This is a genomic window from Aeoliella sp. (assembly GCF_965227375.1).
In the GTDB taxonomy this organism is placed as follows: Bacteria; Planctomycetota; Planctomycetia; order Pirellulales; family Lacipirellulaceae; genus Aeoliella.
This window is the reverse complement of record NZ_CBDDFX010000002.1, coordinates 3538554-3555454: the sequence shown is the minus strand read 5'-3', so window position 1 is coordinate 3555454 and position 16901 is coordinate 3538554. Positions and strand designations below refer to the sequence as shown.

At 56.8% G+C, this 16901-nt stretch carries 12 protein-coding genes and 1 pseudogene; 7 read left to right on the top strand and 6 right to left on the bottom strand.

The annotated features are described in order from the left end of the window. Positions 1–20: 20 nt before the first annotated feature. The 3 genes from ACQK2L_RS27015 to ACQK2L_RS27005 form a co-directional block, all read right to left on the bottom strand. Entirely contained in the window at positions 21–7529 is a 7509-nt protein-coding gene (locus ACQK2L_RS27015; RefSeq protein ID WP_425400159.1) for a PAS domain S-box protein, read from the bottom strand. A gap of 261 nt (positions 7530–7790) precedes the next feature. Continuing rightward, positions 7791–8132 (bottom strand): helix-turn-helix domain-containing protein, encoded by a 342-nt coding sequence (locus ACQK2L_RS27010; protein WP_425400158.1) that lies wholly within the window; start codon positions 8130–8132, stop codon positions 7791–7793. A 336-nt stretch (positions 8133–8468) separates the two neighbouring features. Further along, the gene (locus tag ACQK2L_RS27005; protein WP_425400157.1) at positions 8469–8987 is read right to left on the bottom strand and encodes a hypothetical protein; all 519 of its coding nucleotides are present in this window, start codon (positions 8985–8987) and stop codon (positions 8469–8471) included. Positions 8988–9606: 619 nt separating this feature from the next. Between ACQK2L_RS27005 and ACQK2L_RS27000 the strand changes: the two genes are divergently transcribed. From ACQK2L_RS27000 to ACQK2L_RS26985, 4 genes are read left to right on the top strand one after another with little or no spacing between them, the layout of a single operon-like run. Next, a complete protein-coding gene (locus ACQK2L_RS27000) occupies positions 9607–9798 on the top strand; it encodes a hypothetical protein (RefSeq protein ID WP_425400156.1) in 192 nt (63 codons plus the stop codon). Next, positions 9795–11006, top strand: a complete 1212-nt coding sequence (locus tag ACQK2L_RS26995) for an MBL fold metallo-hydrolase (protein ID WP_425400155.1) — start codon at positions 9795–9797, stop codon at positions 11004–11006. Before ACQK2L_RS27000 ends, ACQK2L_RS26995 begins: the two co-directional genes overlap by 4 nt. Continuing rightward, positions 11003–11635: a YeeE/YedE thiosulfate transporter family protein gene (locus ACQK2L_RS26990; protein WP_425400154.1), complete on the top strand. Its 633-nt coding sequence runs from the start codon at positions 11003–11005 to the stop codon at positions 11633–11635. Before ACQK2L_RS26995 ends, ACQK2L_RS26990 begins: the two co-directional genes overlap by 4 nt. 20 nt (positions 11636–11655) lie before the next feature. After that, positions 11656–12309 carry a DUF6691 family protein gene (locus ACQK2L_RS26985; protein ID WP_425400153.1) on the top strand — a complete coding sequence of 218 codons (654 nt, stop codon included), beginning with the start codon at positions 11656–11658 and terminating at the stop codon, positions 12307–12309. Positions 12310–12403: 94 nt separating this feature from the next. On the opposite strand, the gene ACQK2L_RS26980 is transcribed toward ACQK2L_RS26985, so the two are convergent. Then, positions 12404–12946 carry a DUF421 domain-containing protein gene (locus tag ACQK2L_RS26980; RefSeq protein WP_425400152.1) on the bottom strand — a complete coding sequence of 181 codons (543 nt, stop codon included), beginning with the start codon at positions 12944–12946 and terminating at the stop codon, positions 12404–12406. A 165-nt stretch (positions 12947–13111) separates the two neighbouring features. On the opposite strand from ACQK2L_RS26980, the gene ACQK2L_RS26975 reads away from it, so the two are divergent. Both ACQK2L_RS26975 and ACQK2L_RS26970 read left to right on the top strand, forming a co-directional pair. After that, complete coding sequence (locus tag ACQK2L_RS26975; RefSeq protein ID WP_425400151.1) at positions 13112–14278, top strand: zinc-dependent alcohol dehydrogenase; 1167 nt, start codon at positions 13112–13114, stop codon at positions 14276–14278. 289 nt (positions 14279–14567) lie between these two features. Continuing rightward, a pseudogene (locus tag ACQK2L_RS26970) lies at positions 14568–15665 on the top strand (NAD(P)/FAD-dependent oxidoreductase); the annotation flags it as partial. A 99-nt stretch (positions 15666–15764) separates the two neighbouring features. Here ACQK2L_RS26970 and ACQK2L_RS26965 read toward each other — a convergent pair. Then, a complete protein-coding gene (locus tag ACQK2L_RS26965; RefSeq protein WP_425401142.1) occupies positions 15765–15911 on the bottom strand; it encodes a hypothetical protein in 147 nt (48 codons plus the stop codon). On the opposite strand from ACQK2L_RS26965, the gene ACQK2L_RS26960 reads away from it, so the two are divergent. Further along, positions 15852–16067, top strand: coding sequence for a Rieske 2Fe-2S domain-containing protein (locus ACQK2L_RS26960; protein WP_425401130.1), 216 nt, complete (start codon positions 15852–15854; stop codon positions 16065–16067). The genes ACQK2L_RS26965 and ACQK2L_RS26960 overlap by 60 nt on opposite strands. A gap of 285 nt (positions 16068–16352) precedes the next feature. On the opposite strand, the gene ACQK2L_RS26955 is transcribed toward ACQK2L_RS26960, so the two are convergent. Beyond that, the gene (locus tag ACQK2L_RS26955; RefSeq protein WP_425400150.1) at positions 16353–16655 is read right to left on the bottom strand and encodes a transposase; all 303 of its coding nucleotides are present in this window, start codon (positions 16653–16655) and stop codon (positions 16353–16355) included. Positions 16656–16901 lie beyond the last annotated feature (246 nt).

Sequence of the window (16901 nt, the reverse complement as noted above, 5' to 3'; positions counted from 1 at the left end):
ATGCGTTAGCTGTAGGCCTTTCACCCACGCTTAACGCATGAGATACTCGAGAAAAGTTCCTGAAGGTCATCAATCCCAGCAGGTTTCACAAGATGCCTGTCAAATCCTGATTCTTGAGACCGGCGGCGATCTTCAGCTTGGCCGTTCCCGGTCACCGCAACCAGCGTCATCTTCTCTCCCCAAGCTTGCTCTCGAATGTGGCGGGCGGCAGCACATCCATCCATCACCGGCATATTCACGTCCATCAGCACAACTTGGGGACGGAACTCCTCGGCCGCGAGAATTGCCTGATGTCCATCGCTCGCAGTTCTAACTTCGTTCCCCAACTTCTGGCACAATGCGCTAAGAAGATAGACTCCGCTCCGGTTATCATCCACCACCAGCACTCGAAGTCCGAAACTCGCAGACAGTTCTGTACTTGGTTGTTTGTGATCGGTGGAGGCCTCGACCACTATGGGGAGCATCACCTTAAACTCGCTTCCCATTCCCTTACCTTCGCTGCTAACGCTGACGGTTCCTCCATGCATCTCCGTCAGGGACTTTACAAGCGTTAGACCGATACCGAGCCCACCGTGCCCCTGATCTTGCGATCGGTCACCTTGATCGAACATATCGAACACGCGCCCCTGTCTCTCGATCGGAATACCCACGCCGTTGTCGACAATTCTAACTACTACTTGTTGGTCCTGACGCACTTCGCAATGCAGGTCAATTGTTCCCTGCGGAGGAGTATATCTGGCAGCGTTGGTCAACAGATTGGAGATTATTTGGGCCAATCGATTCGGATCGGCATCCAGATGAACAGCCTGCTCTGGCAAGGAGACGGTAAGAGTGTGCTTCGATTCAGTTACCAGTGGATGTGTGGCTTCAACGGCGCTCCGCACTATTTCCTCCAGCGTAACGCGGCGTTTGCGAAGCTCGAACTTGCCGCGCGTAATACGGGACACATCCAGGAGGTCATCCACCAGCGCAACAAGCTGCGACAACTGTCGCTCCATGACCAGTCGAGTGTCCTCGATCGTTTGCGGGTCTGTGTCAAGTCTCAGTAAGTCGATGCCGCTACGGATAGGCGCCAGCGGGTTTCTAAGCTCATGGGCGAGAGTCGCCAAAAACTCGTCTTTGCGACGGTCCGCTTGCTTCAGTGCTTCCTCAGCGTTGCGTTGCTCGGTGATGTCTGTGTTCGTCCCAAACCAACGGATGATGGCGCCTGAGTCGTCTCGAATCGGAACCGCACGAGACAAGAACCACCGATACTTTCCATCCGCACGACGCAGTGGGATCGTGTCAACCCACACAACACCCGAGCGTCGTGATCGGTCGACGCTGCCCTTGACTCGCTCGAGATGGTCCGGATGAAGAACATCAACCCATCCCTCGCCAAGCATCTCTCGTGAGGGTCGGCCTGTATAGTCGAGCCAACGTTGGTTGTACCAGTTGACCTCCCCAAGTTCAGTGCAGGTCCAAGCGAGTTGGGCCATGTTGTCAGCAAGCATCCTGAAACGTTCTTCGCTATCCCGCAAGTTTTGCAATGCATGCTGTAGTCGCGTTGTGTCGAAGTAATAGCACACAACGCCATAGCCGCCATCGGCCAAGGTGACGCGATTGATCTGCCACTCGTAAGACTCAACCGTGCCAAGATCCTTTCGTTGTTCAGTCAGTCCGGGTGAAATGTAGGGCTCGCCCGTTTCGAGCGTGCGACGGAATAGCCGGATCGCTTCGTCGGCAAACTCCGCTGGCCAAATCGCGTGCATTACTTCAGCAAAATCGCGACCGATGACGGGTTGGATATTCTGAAATGCGGGCGCAGAGCCTGCGCTGGCGTGCTTAATCTTGAATTCCGAATCGACCGTGTAGATGCCAAGCGGGGATTCCTCCACTAAGGCGGCAAACGTTTCTGCACTACGACGGAAACTTTCTTGGCTGTCTCGCAGTGACTGTTCGCTCTGGATGCGATCCATCGCTAACGCCACGAGATCAGAGATCGACTTCATAGTGTCGATGTCTTGATCGCTAAAACTCTTCCGCGAACGCGTGCCAAACGACAACGTGCCAAGCAAACGCCCTTGAACGATGAGGGGATGACAGCAATACGCCTGGATACCATACGACTTGACAAGTTCTGTGCGTGGGTCGAGGCTCTGCCCGATGTCGTCGGCGGAAAACCGCCGGCAGTCGCGTGCGACGCAGCCGCACACGGCGTCGCCAAGGTCCATCCATTCAATTCTGGCCGCGTCATCGGGGGGCACGCCGGCACAAGCATTCAATCGCAGTCGATTGGCGTTCGCATCAAAAATGTAATTGAAGAAAGTTTGGCAATCGAGGAATTCCAATACGTCGCGGCAACACTCTTCCACCACACGCTGAGGATTGGAATCCTGGAGCAGCTGTGTTCCCGCTTGCGAGAGCATGGCGTTCAGGCGCGCACTTTCGCGCAACGCTTTCTGCGTCTGCTTCCGCACATCGGATTCGGTCTTTCGGGAGATAATGACTGAGGCTGAATGGACAAGTAGTGCGCAGGTTTCCTTGTCTCTGGTCGTAGCGTCACGCGGCTGATTGGTATAAACCGCCATCGTGCCAACGTACTGCTCCTTAGTAGTGTGGATCGGAAAACTCCAGCAGCCATAGAATCCTGTTTCTTTGGCAAGCCACAACCACGGTTCCCACAGAGGTTCGTTTCTTACATCGGGAGTAATGATTGGCTCTCCCATGTGAATTGCGAGGCCGCACGCCATCGAATGCGGGCCAATGGGGAATTGATCGATGGCTGCGGCATATTCTGGACTCATGCCGACTATGTGGCGGATTGACGTCCTGTCGTCATTCGCAAGATAGAACCCTGCTCTGACCTCGCCTCCGAGGGCTTGGATCGCGGAGCGAACGAGGACACCAAGGGACTCTTCTAAGGACGCGTCGTTGACCGCCAACTCCAACGCCTCGCGTTGACCCGCCATGATCTGCTCGCGAAGACGGAGAGCTTCTTCTGCAGACTTCCGCTGAGTCACGTCGCTGGCGGCGCCAAACCACTCAGTGATATTGTTATGAGCGTCTAGCAGCGGAATCGCCCGGGAGTAGATCCAACCTGTTGACCCGTCCTTGCATATGACACGGTGCTCCAACTCGAACGTGGTCTTAGATTCAATGGCGGCTGCGATGGCAGCCGTTATTCTGGGTTGGTCGTCGGAGGAGACGTAGTCGTTTAGCCAGGAACGGCTAGGCGAGTCTGCGTCTGTGAGGAAGCCGCGGCCCTGCAAGAGTCGCAATTCAGACCAATCAGGACTCATGCGGTACACCACGTCAAACGTGGCGTCCGTGTATGCCCGCAATTGCTGCTCGCTTTGCCGAAGGGCTGCTTGCGCACGAGGTCGTTCAATCGCGATACCCGCGAAGCGTGCTGCAGCAGCGAGGGCAGCCAACTCCCTCTCTCGCGAAGTGCGACGCGACGTGAAGTATAGTGCCGTCGTGCCAAGCAACTCGCCGGTGCTTGATCGTATTGGCTCTGACCAGCACGCGGACAGCCCATGCTCCTCGGCGAGGTCTTTGAAGTCTGCCCACAAGGGGTCGCTCTGGATGTCGTCGACAAGGATCTGGCGCCCGTGGTACGCGGCGGTACCGCAGGAACCCACGTTGGGGCCGATCTCGATCCCGTCAATGGCCTCGTTGTATTCTTTCGGGAGCCGAGGCGCCGCACCGTGCCGCAGTCGCTTGCCGTCATTGTCCACCAACAAAATGGACCCGATTGCGCCCGCTACCTGGGATTCAATATAAGTCACCAATTCGGTAAGGATTGCTTCAAGCGGTTGCTCGCTTGTGATCATTTCCAGTACACGGATCTGCGCCGCACGAAATTCCTCGGCTTGTTTGCGTTCATGCACGTCGATCACCGTGCCGATGTAACCGATGAACTCACCCTGCGTATCGAATCGAGGCGTGCCGGAATCGATCGCCCAGCGGTATTCGCCGTCGTGCCTCCGCAGTCGGTAGTCAAGCGAGAAGGGTTCGCGGGCGGCATTGGCGTCCATGAAGACCCGGGCAGAGTCGTCTCGGTCTTCAGGATGAACGGCCTTCAGCCAGCCGAAGCCGCCGTCGCCGAGTCCCTCGGCTTCCGTCTGACCGGTGTACTCGTACCACCCCCGAGACAGGAATGAGCAACTACAGTCGTGTTCGGTCACCCAGAGCATTGCGGGAGCGTTATCCGCCATAGTGCGGAAGTACACTTCGCTCTCGCGGAGCGCGTCCTCGGCACGCTTGCGGTCGGTTACATCCCTGATCACGAGCACGCTGCCAATGCGTTCGCCGTCATCGCCGCGAATGGCAGCGCGATTGATGTCCACGGGCAGGCTCTTGCCGTCGCTGAGAATCAATGCACTGTTGGTTGTTGATCGTTCCTGGCTATCTAACGCGCACGCGGGCACCTTGGAACCATCGACCCTGCCATCGGCGTCATGGCTGACTACCCTGATAATCTGATCGAGAGATAGCCCTACGGCATCATCAGAAGACCATCCTGTAAGTGATTCCGCGACAGGATTCATGCTTGTCACGCATTCTTGTGTATCGGTGGTGACCACCGCATCGCCAATGCTAGCGAGGGTGACTTGTAGCAAGTCTTTCTCCCTGCGCAATGCTGTTTCAGCCTGCTTACGCGTGGTCACGTCGCGGGTTATCGCCAACTGAACCTGCGCACCATCAGCCCCCTTAAGCGGCACGGCGTGCGTTTCCATGCTTCGCCTAGTTCCTTCCTGGCCAATGATCTCAAATTCCAGCATCCCCCGACCGCCACTACAAATGCGGTCATTGAATTGGCGAAAGGAGTCGCGACACTCAGGAGCAATAAGATCGTAGACGCAGCCCCCCAATATGGCATCGATGGCTTCCGCTTCCACCATTGACACTCCAGCGGGGTTCATCTGCAAGAGTGTGCCATCTGGTGCAACAACTTTGATGCACTCAGGCGTGGTCTCAAAGATTGCTTGCAGCAACTGTTCTCGGTCTCGGAGTGTGTCCTCCATTGCTTTGCGGTCGGTAACATCAATAACAATGCCTATCAGGCATGTAGCTTCGCCATTGTCTCCTCTAACCGCTTGGCCCCGCTCCTCCAGCCATAGCGTCTCGCCACTATTCTGACGAACAATTCGGAACTGGCTTGAGTAACTGGCGCCGTGCTCAATCGTTCGTTCGAGCGTCTCGCGGTGTCGCGCGGCGTCTTGAGGATGGATCAGGGAGAAGAACTGGGAGCACTTCTCAACGCTTCTATCGGCTTGTAAACCAAGAACCGCGGGGGCATTGCCTGACATCGTGATAAGATCGGTGGAAAGATCCCATCGCCAGGCAACCATTCTTGCGGCTTCGAGGGCCATGCGGAGCCGTTCTTCGCTCTCGCGTACAGCCTCTTTCGACTCGCGCCGCACGCTTGCAATCTGCAGGCGCGCCGCAACACGCGCCAGTAGTTCTCGCGCGCTGAATGGCTTCACCAGATAATCATCCGCACCAGCCTCCATCCCCTCAATTCGGCTCTCTTCGCCAGCTCGTGCCGAGAGCAACACGACAGGGATATCGCTCAACGCCGGGTTTTCACGCAAAGCTTGCAGAAGACTGAAGCCATCCCGGTTGGGCATCATTACATCTGCAACAACCAGTTCCGGCGGGTCCCGGTAGGCGGCTTCTAACGCCTGATCGCCATCAGCGACCGCGGTTACGCAGTAACTATCGGAAAGCAGGCGAACGACGTAGTCCCTCATGTCGGCATTGTCGTCAGCAACAAGCACGCGTGGCCGACGATCTCTTGGATCGATGCCAGCGTTTGCAGAGGGGACCGTCGAGCGACTGTCGCAGGAGTGAAACTGGGGTACGTCGGCTATGAACCCATTGTCGGGCAACCACCGAAGGGCCTCCTCGACGAAGGGAGCGGCTCCGGCGCCGATCTCCCCTCCACGGTCACCCTCCGTCACTTGATCAGGAGGGAGGTGCGAACTCCCAAGGGGGATGACGACCGTAAAGGCTGTTCCATCACCTTGGTCGCTCTCTGCTGTGACAGAACCGCCATGAAGATTCACCAACTCCTGCACCAGGGCCAAGCCAATCCCGCTCCCTTCATGTGTTCTGGCCCAAGTTCTTTCCGAACGATGGAATCGCTCAAACAGGCGCGGTAAATCTTCCGCTGCAACGCCAACCCCCGTGTCACTGACACAAAGGACGGCAGCGTCCGCCTCCTTGCGCAGGGTGACGGAAATTTCACCCTGGCGGGTAAATTTCAATGCATTGGAGAGGAGATTGAGCACAATCTTCTCCCACATATCGCGATCAACAAAGACCAGCTCGTCGAGTTGGTCGCATTCTACTTTCAAACTTATCTCGGCACGCTCACAAGCGGCTCGAAAGACGCTGGCCAGTTCAGCTGTCATGCTGCTGAGATCAGTGGCAACGAACGAGGCTTGGGCTCGCCCAGCCTCGATACGAGAGAAGTCGAGCAGCGAGTTCACTAAACGCAATAGTCGCAAGCCATTCCGATTCACCACCTCAAGCTGCTCACGCACGATAGGCGTGTCCGTAGATTTGTCCTCTGAGAGCATGTCTGCCAAAGGGCCCAGCATCAAAGTCAACGGAGTGCGGAACTCGTGACTGACATTGGAGAAGAATGCGGTCTTGGCCCGATCGAGTTCCGCGAGAGCCTCAGCTCGCCTTCTCTCATCCTCGTACGCCCGAGCGTTCGCTACTGTGGTTGCGAGTTGACCGGCTACAAGGTCGAAGAAGCCACGATAGGAATCGTCAAGAGCCAGTCGCGGGCTGACCCCTGCAATCAAGAATCCAGCTACCTGTGCTTGGCCGGGCTTCGAGATGGGCAAGACCATCGCCTGACGCGGTGGCTCAGGCCAAATCCCTACTTCTAACGCACTCAACCCGCTTTGGAGATGATCGAGATCAACGACCTTCCCACTATTACCTACTTCTTTGAGGGGCCAGAGGGCGTCAGTGTCGTTAACCTGGAAGTGTTCAGGGCAGCCTACGAAGCCCCCCTTGAAACCAGTTGTGCCGACGAGCTTCACCGAGTCCTGATCACCTTCCAATAGGTAAATTGCCGCAAATGGGAAGTCGTAGGGGTTGTCTGCAATTATCTTGGCCGCGGACTGGCAAGCCTGCTCAGCCGAGCGTGTTTCGTCAGTCGTGCGTGCCGCAAGCTCTCGCAGTGTTTGAAGCCGTCGTTCACCGATGGCGCGTTCCGTTTCCTCCGTCACGACACAGAGCATGCCACCTACGCTTCCTCTATCAGACGGCAGAGGGCTATAAGAGAAGGTGTGATAAGTCTCTTCAGGAAATCCTTTCCGCTCAAGAAACAAGAGCAAACCTTCGTCCCACGTGGCTTCACCGGTTTTGAGAACTGAATCTGCACGTGGTCCGATGTCCTCCCAGATCTCAGACCACACCTCGCGAGCCGATTGCCCCAACGCCCAGGGATGCTTGGGGCCGAGCGTCATCTTGGCGTAGGCGTCGTTGTAGATAAAAGTGAACTCAGGCCCCCAGCCAAGCCACATGGCGTACCGCGATCCAAGCACAATTTGGACCGCTGTCTTCAGACTCTGAGGCCACCCGTCGATTGGACCCACGGGCGTTTGCGACCAGTCGAAAGACCGAGTCCTTTCAGCCATCTCTCCGCGTCCAAAGAGGTCATCCAACCTGGATGCCTTGATGGCAGTATGGTTATTAAGCATAGGTCATTGTTCTCATGCGGAGTGCCGCGGGACCAGATAAGATTCAGACTCTAAAACGCTACGCACCGGCGAAACTAAAACGCCTCAAAGCTGCTTAGCTTGTTCTGCCATAACTCTGCTCACCAATCGGTTAAGTGTGTTCCGGTCGAGTTCTGCTAGTTTGCGGAACTCGTTCGGTTGTTCCAGAACTCGTCGACGTATCAAAGGTGGAATCTTGTTCGCAAGCAGCAACAGCACTTCCTCGTCCGCCTCGAGCTCCTCAGCCAATCGATGGATGAAGCTCTCAGAGGGGAAATCGCCAAAAGGCAGGTTCTCATTCTCGACCTTGCTGATGTAAGAGGCGCTTACACCCAGCCGATTCGCCAGCTCTCTTTGAGTGAGTTGACGCTCCTGGCGTAGTGCTCTCACCTGCTCGCCGAATCGCATCACGATTCCTCCGCCGCCTTGCTCTGATTAACCGATCTGGCCAGCGTATCGCTTGTAGTACTATTGGGTCAACTATGTAGAAACTTAATGTTGCTGAATACCTCTCTGATTGGTCGCACGGCTGCCAGGGTGGCGGACGTGCGGCCAAGCGATTGGCGGAGGAGGGGGCAACCCTCGCTCCCAGATGGCAGTTCCGGGGGCCGAAGCACCGGACGCAGGCAGCACAGCTCGAGAAGGCCGTCACGATAAGAGAACCGTTGTGCAGATTTGAGAGAGCTGCGAAACGCTGGGGCTAACCTTGGGAGCACCCCTTCCCGACCTCCGCGTACGGCACTTCTACGAAGGGCGGCATAGGAAAGTGTGCGGGACCGCTTGCATTCGTCCGTTTTCCACCAGTGTGTACTGGCTTTCTGCTCGCTGAATCAGGGAGTCGAAGTCTTGATTCGGAAAAACCCCCGCGTCCGATTGCAAACGCTGCAGTGTTCGCCACAAAGCACGTTTCCCGAGGATGCCGAGCGAGAGAACCTCTAGACCTTCGAAGGGACCCAGCTCTTTAGACAACCGCCACCAGAACTTAAGGCCGCTCATTTTCCCGCTCAACCATGAGATAAATCGCCTGAATGCGTTCGTCGTTCCGCCGACCTCCTGCAACAACCGCCGAAGGACTTCGCGGTCGTGTTCGATCTCTGGCAACAGACGTTGAGCTAATTCACTGTTAGTGCGGCGTGCCTCCTGCTGTTCGAAGTCTCGCAGCACCTGTAGGGCCGTGTCCCCGCCGGTCAGATGATCAAGAAGGTAAGTCCGCAGCAGTTGATTCTGCACGTTACAAGTCGCAGCGGAGCGCGTAGTCATCATCGATTATCCCTGTTCTTACCAAGTCGTGATACCTGCAGTAGCAAACCAGAAGCCATGTGCAGAAACCAAAGCGGAAAGAAGAAGATTCCAACATTTTGGTCGCCATATCGCCATCGTGAGCCACGGGGGCATAACATTTGCCCAACGATTGCTCCAAGAAACGATCTCTATCCAAGCCCCTGGAGGACAAGACCGATGACCATACAGACCGCAAACTACCAGACCTGCCTAGACGCCTGTCAGGCTTGCGCCACGACATGCCTGGCGAATGTCGTCGCCATGCTCGATAAGGACAGCGACAACGCATGCCCCCAGTGTTGTTTAGAGTGTGCTGCGGCCTGCCAACACTGCGTGGAATCGATGGCCGTCGATGGGCAGTTTGTAGCACAGACGTGCCAGCTGTGCGCCGAGATATGCGACTGGTGCGCAGAGCAATGCAAAGAACATCCCCACGACCACTGCCAGCACTGCGCCGAAGAATGCTACAAATGCGCCGAAGCATGTCGTGCTGTAGCCGCATAGATGCTCCGGTGCTGAGGTCGAGCAGGCCAAGTTCGCTTCCTTGCCAGTCGGTCGCCCTGAGCTTTCGTCAACGTCGCCGCTTCCAGAGAGATTACCAATGACAATGCTCTTTGAGAGCATCCAGACTGCAGGCATTGCCCAGCTTTCGTATCTGGTTGGAGACGATGGCACGCAGACGGCCGCCGTGATCGATCCAAGACCAGACGTCGAGGTCTACCTGGAGTTGGCCCGCAAACACGAGTGGCGATTACGCATATTTTCGAGACGCACATTCACGCCGATTTCATGAGCGGCGCTCGTGAACTGGAGCAGCGGCTGGGATCGGCCAAGATCTACGCCAGCGGCGAAGGGGACGCTTCGTATGATTTCCCCGTCCACAAGGTCAAGGATGGGGATCGTTTTGAGTTTGGTGGGGTCGCTCTGACGGTGCGTCACACCCCAGGACATACTCCCGAGCACGTATCCTACGAACTGGCCGAGAAGGATCGCACCGATGACCCCTGGGGCGTGCTGACCGGCGACTCGCTATTTGTCAGTTCCGCCGGTAGGCCCGATCTGCTGGGAGAGGAAGAAACCGATGAGCTTACCGAGCAACTGTTTCATACGCTTAGAGACTACTATCTGCAGCTCAATGATGGAGTCCTCATCTACCCGTGCCATGGGGCTGGATCTGCCTGTGGTGCGGATATCGGCGAGCGGCCCATGAGCACTATCGGCTATGAACGACGAACGAACGAGTTTTTGCAGTACGATCAGTTCGATGCCTTCAAGTCCCTCGTCAAGCGAGGCGCACCGCCGGTGCCCCAGCACTACCCGATTCTGAAAAGGATCAATTCACAGGGTCCGCAGCCGATCGGTAGTGCCCCAACTGCGCCTGGTCTGCCGCCCGAAGAATTTCAGCAGGCCATCGAGAAAGGCGAGGCGCAGCTTGTCGATACGCGGCAGATGTTGTCCTTTGGCGGCGGTCACATCCCGGCAGCCATCAACATCGGCGATCGGCCAGAGCTGTCTGTATGGGCCGGAGATATGCTCTCGTACGACAAGCCTATCCTGGTGGTAGTAGAAGATGAGACGCAACTCGACTGGATTCTCTGGCACTTTGCCTACGTTGGGCATACTCGGTTTGTCGGCTACTTGGCCGGTGGCATGAAGGCCTGGAACAACAAGGGGCTGCCATTGGAGACCGTGCAGCAGATTTCGGTCCGCCGCCTTGCCGAGGAGTTGGATCGGCTGCAACTGTTAGATGTCCGTTCCGCCGGCGAGTACGACAATGGCCGCATCGACGGTGCCAAACACAAGTACGTAGCCGAGATGCGCGATGGCATAGACGGTGACCTAGGGCTCGATCCCAACCGGCCCATCGCCGTGTACTGCGGCAGTGGCTATCGGGCCAGCATTGCCGCCAGTTTGTTGAAGCGAGACGGTTTTGGCGAGGTCTACAACGTCCCGGGCAGTATGAAGGCCTGGAAGGCTACTGGGTTAGAGGTGAAGCAGTGACTTTTTCATCATGTGCACGCGATGCACGCATCGTCAAACGCCGAGTCTTCCTCTATACGATGGTCTTCCTGTGGCCCGCTACCAACCTGCAAGCCACCGAAGACTTGCCGTCGCCCTATCCCTATCCGGAACCGGCTTGGTCGCCGTATCTGGTTGGGGGACTGATCGGGCTGTTGGTGCTTACGACGCTAGCCCTCGCGGGCAAGAAGATCGGCGCCTCCAGCGGCTATTCGGACGCCGCTGGGATGATTGGCCGGCTGGTGGCGCCGGCGCACATCGCTTCGCTGCCCTACTACCAGGAAAATAGGCCGATGATCGGCTGGACGTTGACCATCGTCCTCGGCGCCATATTGGGCGCGTTCGTCGCGGCATGGTCTGGCGGGGAGTTGACCGGCACATATCTTCAGGACATGTGGGTCGCCCGATTCGGGAGCGACAGCGCCGCTCTGCGAACGGGTGTCGCGCTCATCGGCGGGGCATTGATGGCCTTCGGTGCGCGCATGGCAGGAGGTTGCACCAGTGGGCACGGAATCAGCGGCACGCTTCAACTTGCGGTCAGCTCTTGGATCGCGGTGTGTTGCTTTTTCGTAGGCGGCATCGCTACAGCCATATTAATGTACCGCATGTGAGTCACTCGGAGAGTTGCCCGATGGATACGAAGCTCCATACTGCCTTGCCGCCGGCCGATCCAACGCTGCGGAACCCGCCACAACAGGCGGAATCGCAGATTGAGGAAGGATCTGACCCCCAGCAGTGGAACTGGTTGGAAGCCTCTCCGGGTAAGTTGGCCGCAGGACTGCTGTTTGGAGTGATCTTTGGATTTCTCCTGCAGAAAGGGGGCGTCGCCAAGTTCGACATCCTCATCGGCGTTCTGCTGCTCGAAAACTTCGTGGTCGTAAAAATCATGGTGACGGCGATCATCGTCGGGATGGTGGGCAGCTACCTGCTACGACGGATGGGCGTCATCGAGCTGCAGATCAACGAGACGAAGTACGGCGCCGACATCATTGGCGGGCTGATATTCGGTGTCGGCTTTGGGCTGCTGGGCTATTGCCCGGGCACCAATGCAGCAGCTCTCGGTCAGGGAAATCTCGACGCGCTAGTGGGCGTCGCGGGGCTCGTATTGGGCTCGTACATCTACGCGCTGAATTCGAAGTTTAGCACGAAAGCCGTCAGCCGTTGGGGCCAACGCGGCAAGCTGACGCTGCCGCAGCTTGTCGGCGTCTCGCCTGGCGTGTTCGTCGCAATCGCCGCACCGGCGCTAGCAGGCCTGCTATGGCTTCTTGATATCGCGGGATACTGAAAGGCACTCAGATGTGGCGACGTCCATGCGAGAGGATTCGTGAGGTATTGACGGTACTGTGCAAAGCCCCCCGACCGCTACCAACGCGGCAGGCCTACGTTACCTGTGAATAATTCGAGACTTCTGCCAGCGTCGACGCCTCCGAAGTAGGCGGGTCGGTATCAGGGCGGCTGAGGACACTTAGCTTCGCGTCCGTCTCTAGCACGACGGCCTCTACCTGCGATGTCGCATGGATTCCGGATTGCCGGATTGCGCTTAGGATCTCCTGCTCCGTCACTCGCTCCTTTTTCATGGCAGCGTATATAAAAGCGCCCCTATAGAAGAGCAGTGTGGGCGAGGCGTGAACCAGCCGCGAGAATGCGGGTGTATGGATCGACAGCTTCGTCACTGCGTACTGCACCGCAAGCAAGGTCCCCACGGCAACAATCCCCTCTAGCAGTGGCAAGTCGCGGAGCACGATCGTTGATCCGACCACCGAACCGATGGCGACTGTGACAATCCAGTCAAAGTTATTCATCTGGGACGTCGCACGCTTGCCCGCCGCGCGGACGAAGACGACGACGCTGACGTAGGTGACCACGGCGCTTGACGCGATTCGAATAAGGCCGGCCGCATCGCGAATGAAAAACCCGTCCATGATCCCTTTACACAGTTAGTGAGCACTTCAATGGTTGAGGCAATTGGCCACTGTAAGAGTTCTGATCCCAGCAAGTCGTATTCCTTACAACTAATTTGCCAGGCGTCGGCGCAGGACTTGCACATCAACCTGGGACTCTCAACTCAATAAATATAAGGAAAGACTATGAAGGCCGTCGTATATCATGATGTGGGCGATATTCGCCTCGACGAAGTCCCCGACCCGGTCATCAAGCAACCAACGGATGCGATCGTCGAGGTCACCGCTAGCGCCATCTGCGGAACCGACCTGCACTTCGTGCGGGGGACGTTTCCCGGAATGAAGCCAGGCACGGTTCTTGGCCACGAGGCTGTCGGAATAGTCGTAGAGACCGGAAAAGAGGTGAGGAATCTGCGTCGTGGTGATCGGGTGGTCGTTCCGTCGACGGTGGGGTGCGGCTGCTGCTCTTACTGCCGAGATGGCTACTTTGCCCAGTGTGACAACGCTAATCCCAATGGCAGCTTAGCCGGCACAACCTTCTTTGGTGGTCCGGAAGCGTCTGGGCCACTAGACGGCCTTCAGTCCGAATACGCCCGAATCCCCTTTGCCAACGTCGGGCTCGTCAAACTTCCGGACGAGATAACCGATGAGCAGGCGATTCCTTTGTCTGACATCTTTCCCACTGGATATTTCGGAGCCAAGCTGGCAGAGGTCAGACCAGGAGACACGGTGGCAGTATTCGGTTGCGGACCAGTAGGGCAATTCGCCATCATGAGCGCGTTTCATCTCGGCGCGGGAAGAGTGTTGGCCATCGACCATATCGGCTCCCGTCTCGAAACAGCCCAATCAATGGGCGCCGAGACGATCAATTTCGATGAAGAAAACCCGGTGGAAACCCTCCGTGAACTGACTGGTGGTATTGGCCCGGATCGCGTGATCGACGCAGTGGGAATTGATGCTGAGCGTCCTAATGCTTCGAAAACGGCAGATGCAGAGCAACGGTTGTGGGAAGAAGGCAACGCCCCCACGCAAGCCCTTAAATGGGCTGTGAATAGCTTGGCCAAAGCCGGAACGCTGTCGATCATTGGCGTCTATCCGCCTACCTGTCAGACATTCCCCATCGGCGCAGCGATGAACAAAAATCTGACGGTCAACATGGGAAACTGCAATCACCGTCGGTATCTGCCCGACTTGGTTCGGCTAGTTGCATCGGGTGCTGTGGACCCGACAAGAGTGCTGACCAAACAACAGGAACTCGTTTCGGCTATCGAGGCCTACGAGGCCTTTGACAAGCGGGAGGAAGGTTGGTTGAAAGTGGAACTCAAACCAGTCGCTGCGCAAGTCGGTGTGTGACTTTGAATGGCAGGGCTCCAGGGCAAAGGCACGAGTACGAACGAAACGGGTGTGCCGTGTCTGACTCGCCTAATTCCTCAGTGAATAACCACTCGACCGCGATAAATTGCCTCGATTACTCTTAAGATGCTTCTAACTAGCAAAACAATCCGCATTCGTTGTAAGTGACCTTGAGAAGGGGATTGGAGAACGATGATCAGCGGTGCCGGAGCTAAATGGTGACCTCGATGCTGGCGATCCGGTATACGAATTACTGATCAGTGAGCGCACTTACTTCGCAGGTATTCCTATGCATCGGACGACTTCAGAGTCCGTGTGGCTACCCTCAGAGCCGAAGCCTGAGTTTCCTCTGTTGCTGTCTAATCGCCGCGTCGACGTGGCGGTTGTCGGAGCGGGCATTACAGGTTTAACGACAGCAATATTGCTTCAAAGAGAAGGGCTGAAGGTTGCCCTTGTTGAGGCGAACCACGTCGGTTGCGGCGTCTCCGGTCACTCTACCGCTAAGCTGACTGCCCTGCACCGACTCGGCTATGTCGATCTGGAGAAAGATCTAGGGAGTGACGCTTCCGCGGCCTACGCGGCGGCTAACCAGGCCGGCATCGAACGTGTGGCGACACTTGTCTCTGAGTTGGAAATTGACTGTGGCTTCTCACGTCGGTCGGCATATACCTATACGACAACGCCAGAACTACTGCATCGACTTCAACGCGAAACGGAGGCAGCGGCACGCGCAGGCCTGCAGGCGGCCTTTACAAAGCAAACCGACTTGCCATTCGCGGTGGAAGGTGCAGTGCGAGTCGACAACCAAGCCCAGTTCGATCCGTATCGTTATTGCCGTCACCTAGCAAAGTCATTTGTTGCAGCCGGGGGAGAGCTCTTCGAGAATTCGCGGGTTGCATCTTTCGAGCAGGATGACCACTGCATTCTGAGAACAGCGTGTGCGCAACTGAAAGCCGATTACGTCGTCCTCGCAACATTATTGCCATTCCTCGACCGTGGAGGGCTGTTCGCACGAACCTATCCCAGTCGCTCGTATTGAGTAGTCGCTGCGCTCCGATCGGACTCGGCGCCACGAGGCATGTATATCAGTGCCGATTCGCCAGTGCGATCCGTTCGACAACTTAATTCCCGCCGCGTCATCGTGGTTGGCGAGGATCACAAAGTCGGCCAAGACACCAATGCCAGCGAGCACTTCAGCGAGCTGGAGAAATGGGCCTTTCGCTGGTTCCCGGTCTCAAGGATCGATAATCGTTGGTCGTCACAGGACTATATTCCTGCGGACGGAATTCCATTCGTCGGTAGGCTGCCAATGACTTCGGGCCGTGTGCTCACCGTCACTGGTCTCAATAAGTGGGGCCTAGCGATGGGCACTACCGCTGCCTCGATACTCACGGATCTTGTTATCGAACGTGACAATCCCTGGCAAGAGTTCTTCGACCCAGCTCGCGTTCATCTTCGAGCTGCAAAGAACTTGATAAGAGAGAATCTAGATGCCGCTAAGCACTTCGTTGGTGACAGGCTGAGTGCCCTTGCGGCACCCGACACGGGTCGGCTCGGTAACGACGAGGGTGGAATCTGTGAACACGATGGCAAGAAGGTCGCTGCGTACCGAGACGGAAATGGCCAGCTTCATCTCCGCTCGCCTGTCTGCACACACCTGGGGTGCTTCGTGCAATGGAACAACGCAGAAAACTCGTGGGACTGTCCGTGCCACGGTTCGCGATTTGGTCCGGAAGGGGAGATTCTGCAGGGCCCGGCCTTAACGCCACTATCCAGAGTCGACGAGTGACGCGGACCAAGGCCGCTTAATGATGTCCTGGAAACTGTGTGCTGAGGCTGTGAGTAGCTCCGTAGCACCCCATCAGGGACATCGGCTTCGTCGGAAGTGAGCAACCCGCGATGGAAGCTATCGCTGCGTCACTCCATAATCCCTTGGAAGGATCCGAATTGGGTATGGGCTGGCGTGAGCCCGCAGAATGAGCCGGACGGACCGCTACGGCCTGCTCGCCGACCAGAATCATTGCCTGGCGTCCTCTCCCTCCAACGAAGGTGCGAAAAGCTGGAGTTCACGGAGTTACGCTAGCAGCGTGAAACTGGGAATCGGAACATCCACGTCCATCAGTTGCACCAGCGCCCGCCCCAGACCTTCGGTCTGGCGATAGGGCAAGCGAAACAACTCACGGAGCATCAGCAAGCACTCAATCGCGGTGTCACTGTAAGTAAAAGGGCGCCCTCGCTTTACCTCCTCGTTAGCATGCTCCCAGGTCGCTAGCGCGTCCTCGCCGAACCACAAAGTGATATCAGTCCGCCGCACTAACGACTCGTTGTACTCACGCCAATTCGTGACCTTGTAAGCAGTCTTCCGCTTCTTCCCCATGACAACGCTCCTTCAGATAAGAAATAGAATCCATTCCTACCCATAAAACGCTTGGTTTGAGGGAATTGTTCGACAAGGCCCATCGGCGCTGAGGTGATGTACACCGCGTGGAGTTGCGGAATCGTCAGCGGGGCCTTTAGTCTCGGCAGTGGGAATGGGCGCAACTGCGGGCGGTGTCCTCACCGATGGGACATCTCTGCACTTAGTGGAAGGACCCAAGTCGCTGAAGCTGGTCCACCTTCGCTC

Coding starts and splice junctions, on each gene's coding strand:
- ACQK2L_RS26995 (WP_425400155.1), top strand. CDS start 9,795: ATGAGCGGCGCTCGTGAACTGGAGCAGCGGCTGGGATCGGCCAAGATC.
- ACQK2L_RS27015 (WP_425400159.1), bottom strand. CDS start 7,529: ATGTGGCTTGGCTGGGGGCCTGAGTTCACTTTTATCTACAACGACGCC.
- ACQK2L_RS27010 (WP_425400158.1), bottom strand. CDS start 8,132: ATGCGATTCGGCGAGCAGGTGAGAGCACTACGCCAGGAGCGTCAACTC.
- ACQK2L_RS26955 (WP_425400150.1), bottom strand. CDS start 16,655: ATGGGGAAGAAGCGGAAGACTGCTTACAAGGTCACGAATTGGCGTGAG.
- ACQK2L_RS27005 (WP_425400157.1), bottom strand. CDS start 8,987: ATGATGACTACGCGCTCCGCTGCGACTTGTAACGTGCAGAATCAACTG.
- ACQK2L_RS26980 (WP_425400152.1), bottom strand. CDS start 12,946: ATGGACGGGTTTTTCATTCGCGATGCGGCCGGCCTTATTCGAATCGCG.
- ACQK2L_RS26975 (WP_425400151.1), top strand. CDS start 13,112: ATGAAGGCCGTCGTATATCATGATGTGGGCGATATTCGCCTCGACGAA.
- ACQK2L_RS26985 (WP_425400153.1), top strand. CDS start 11,656: ATGGATACGAAGCTCCATACTGCCTTGCCGCCGGCCGATCCAACGCTG.
- ACQK2L_RS27000 (WP_425400156.1), top strand. CDS start 9,607: ATGACAATGCTCTTTGAGAGCATCCAGACTGCAGGCATTGCCCAGCTT.
- ACQK2L_RS26965 (WP_425401142.1), bottom strand. CDS start 15,911: ATGAAGCTGGCCATTTCCGTCTCGGTACGCAGCGACCTTCTTGCCATC.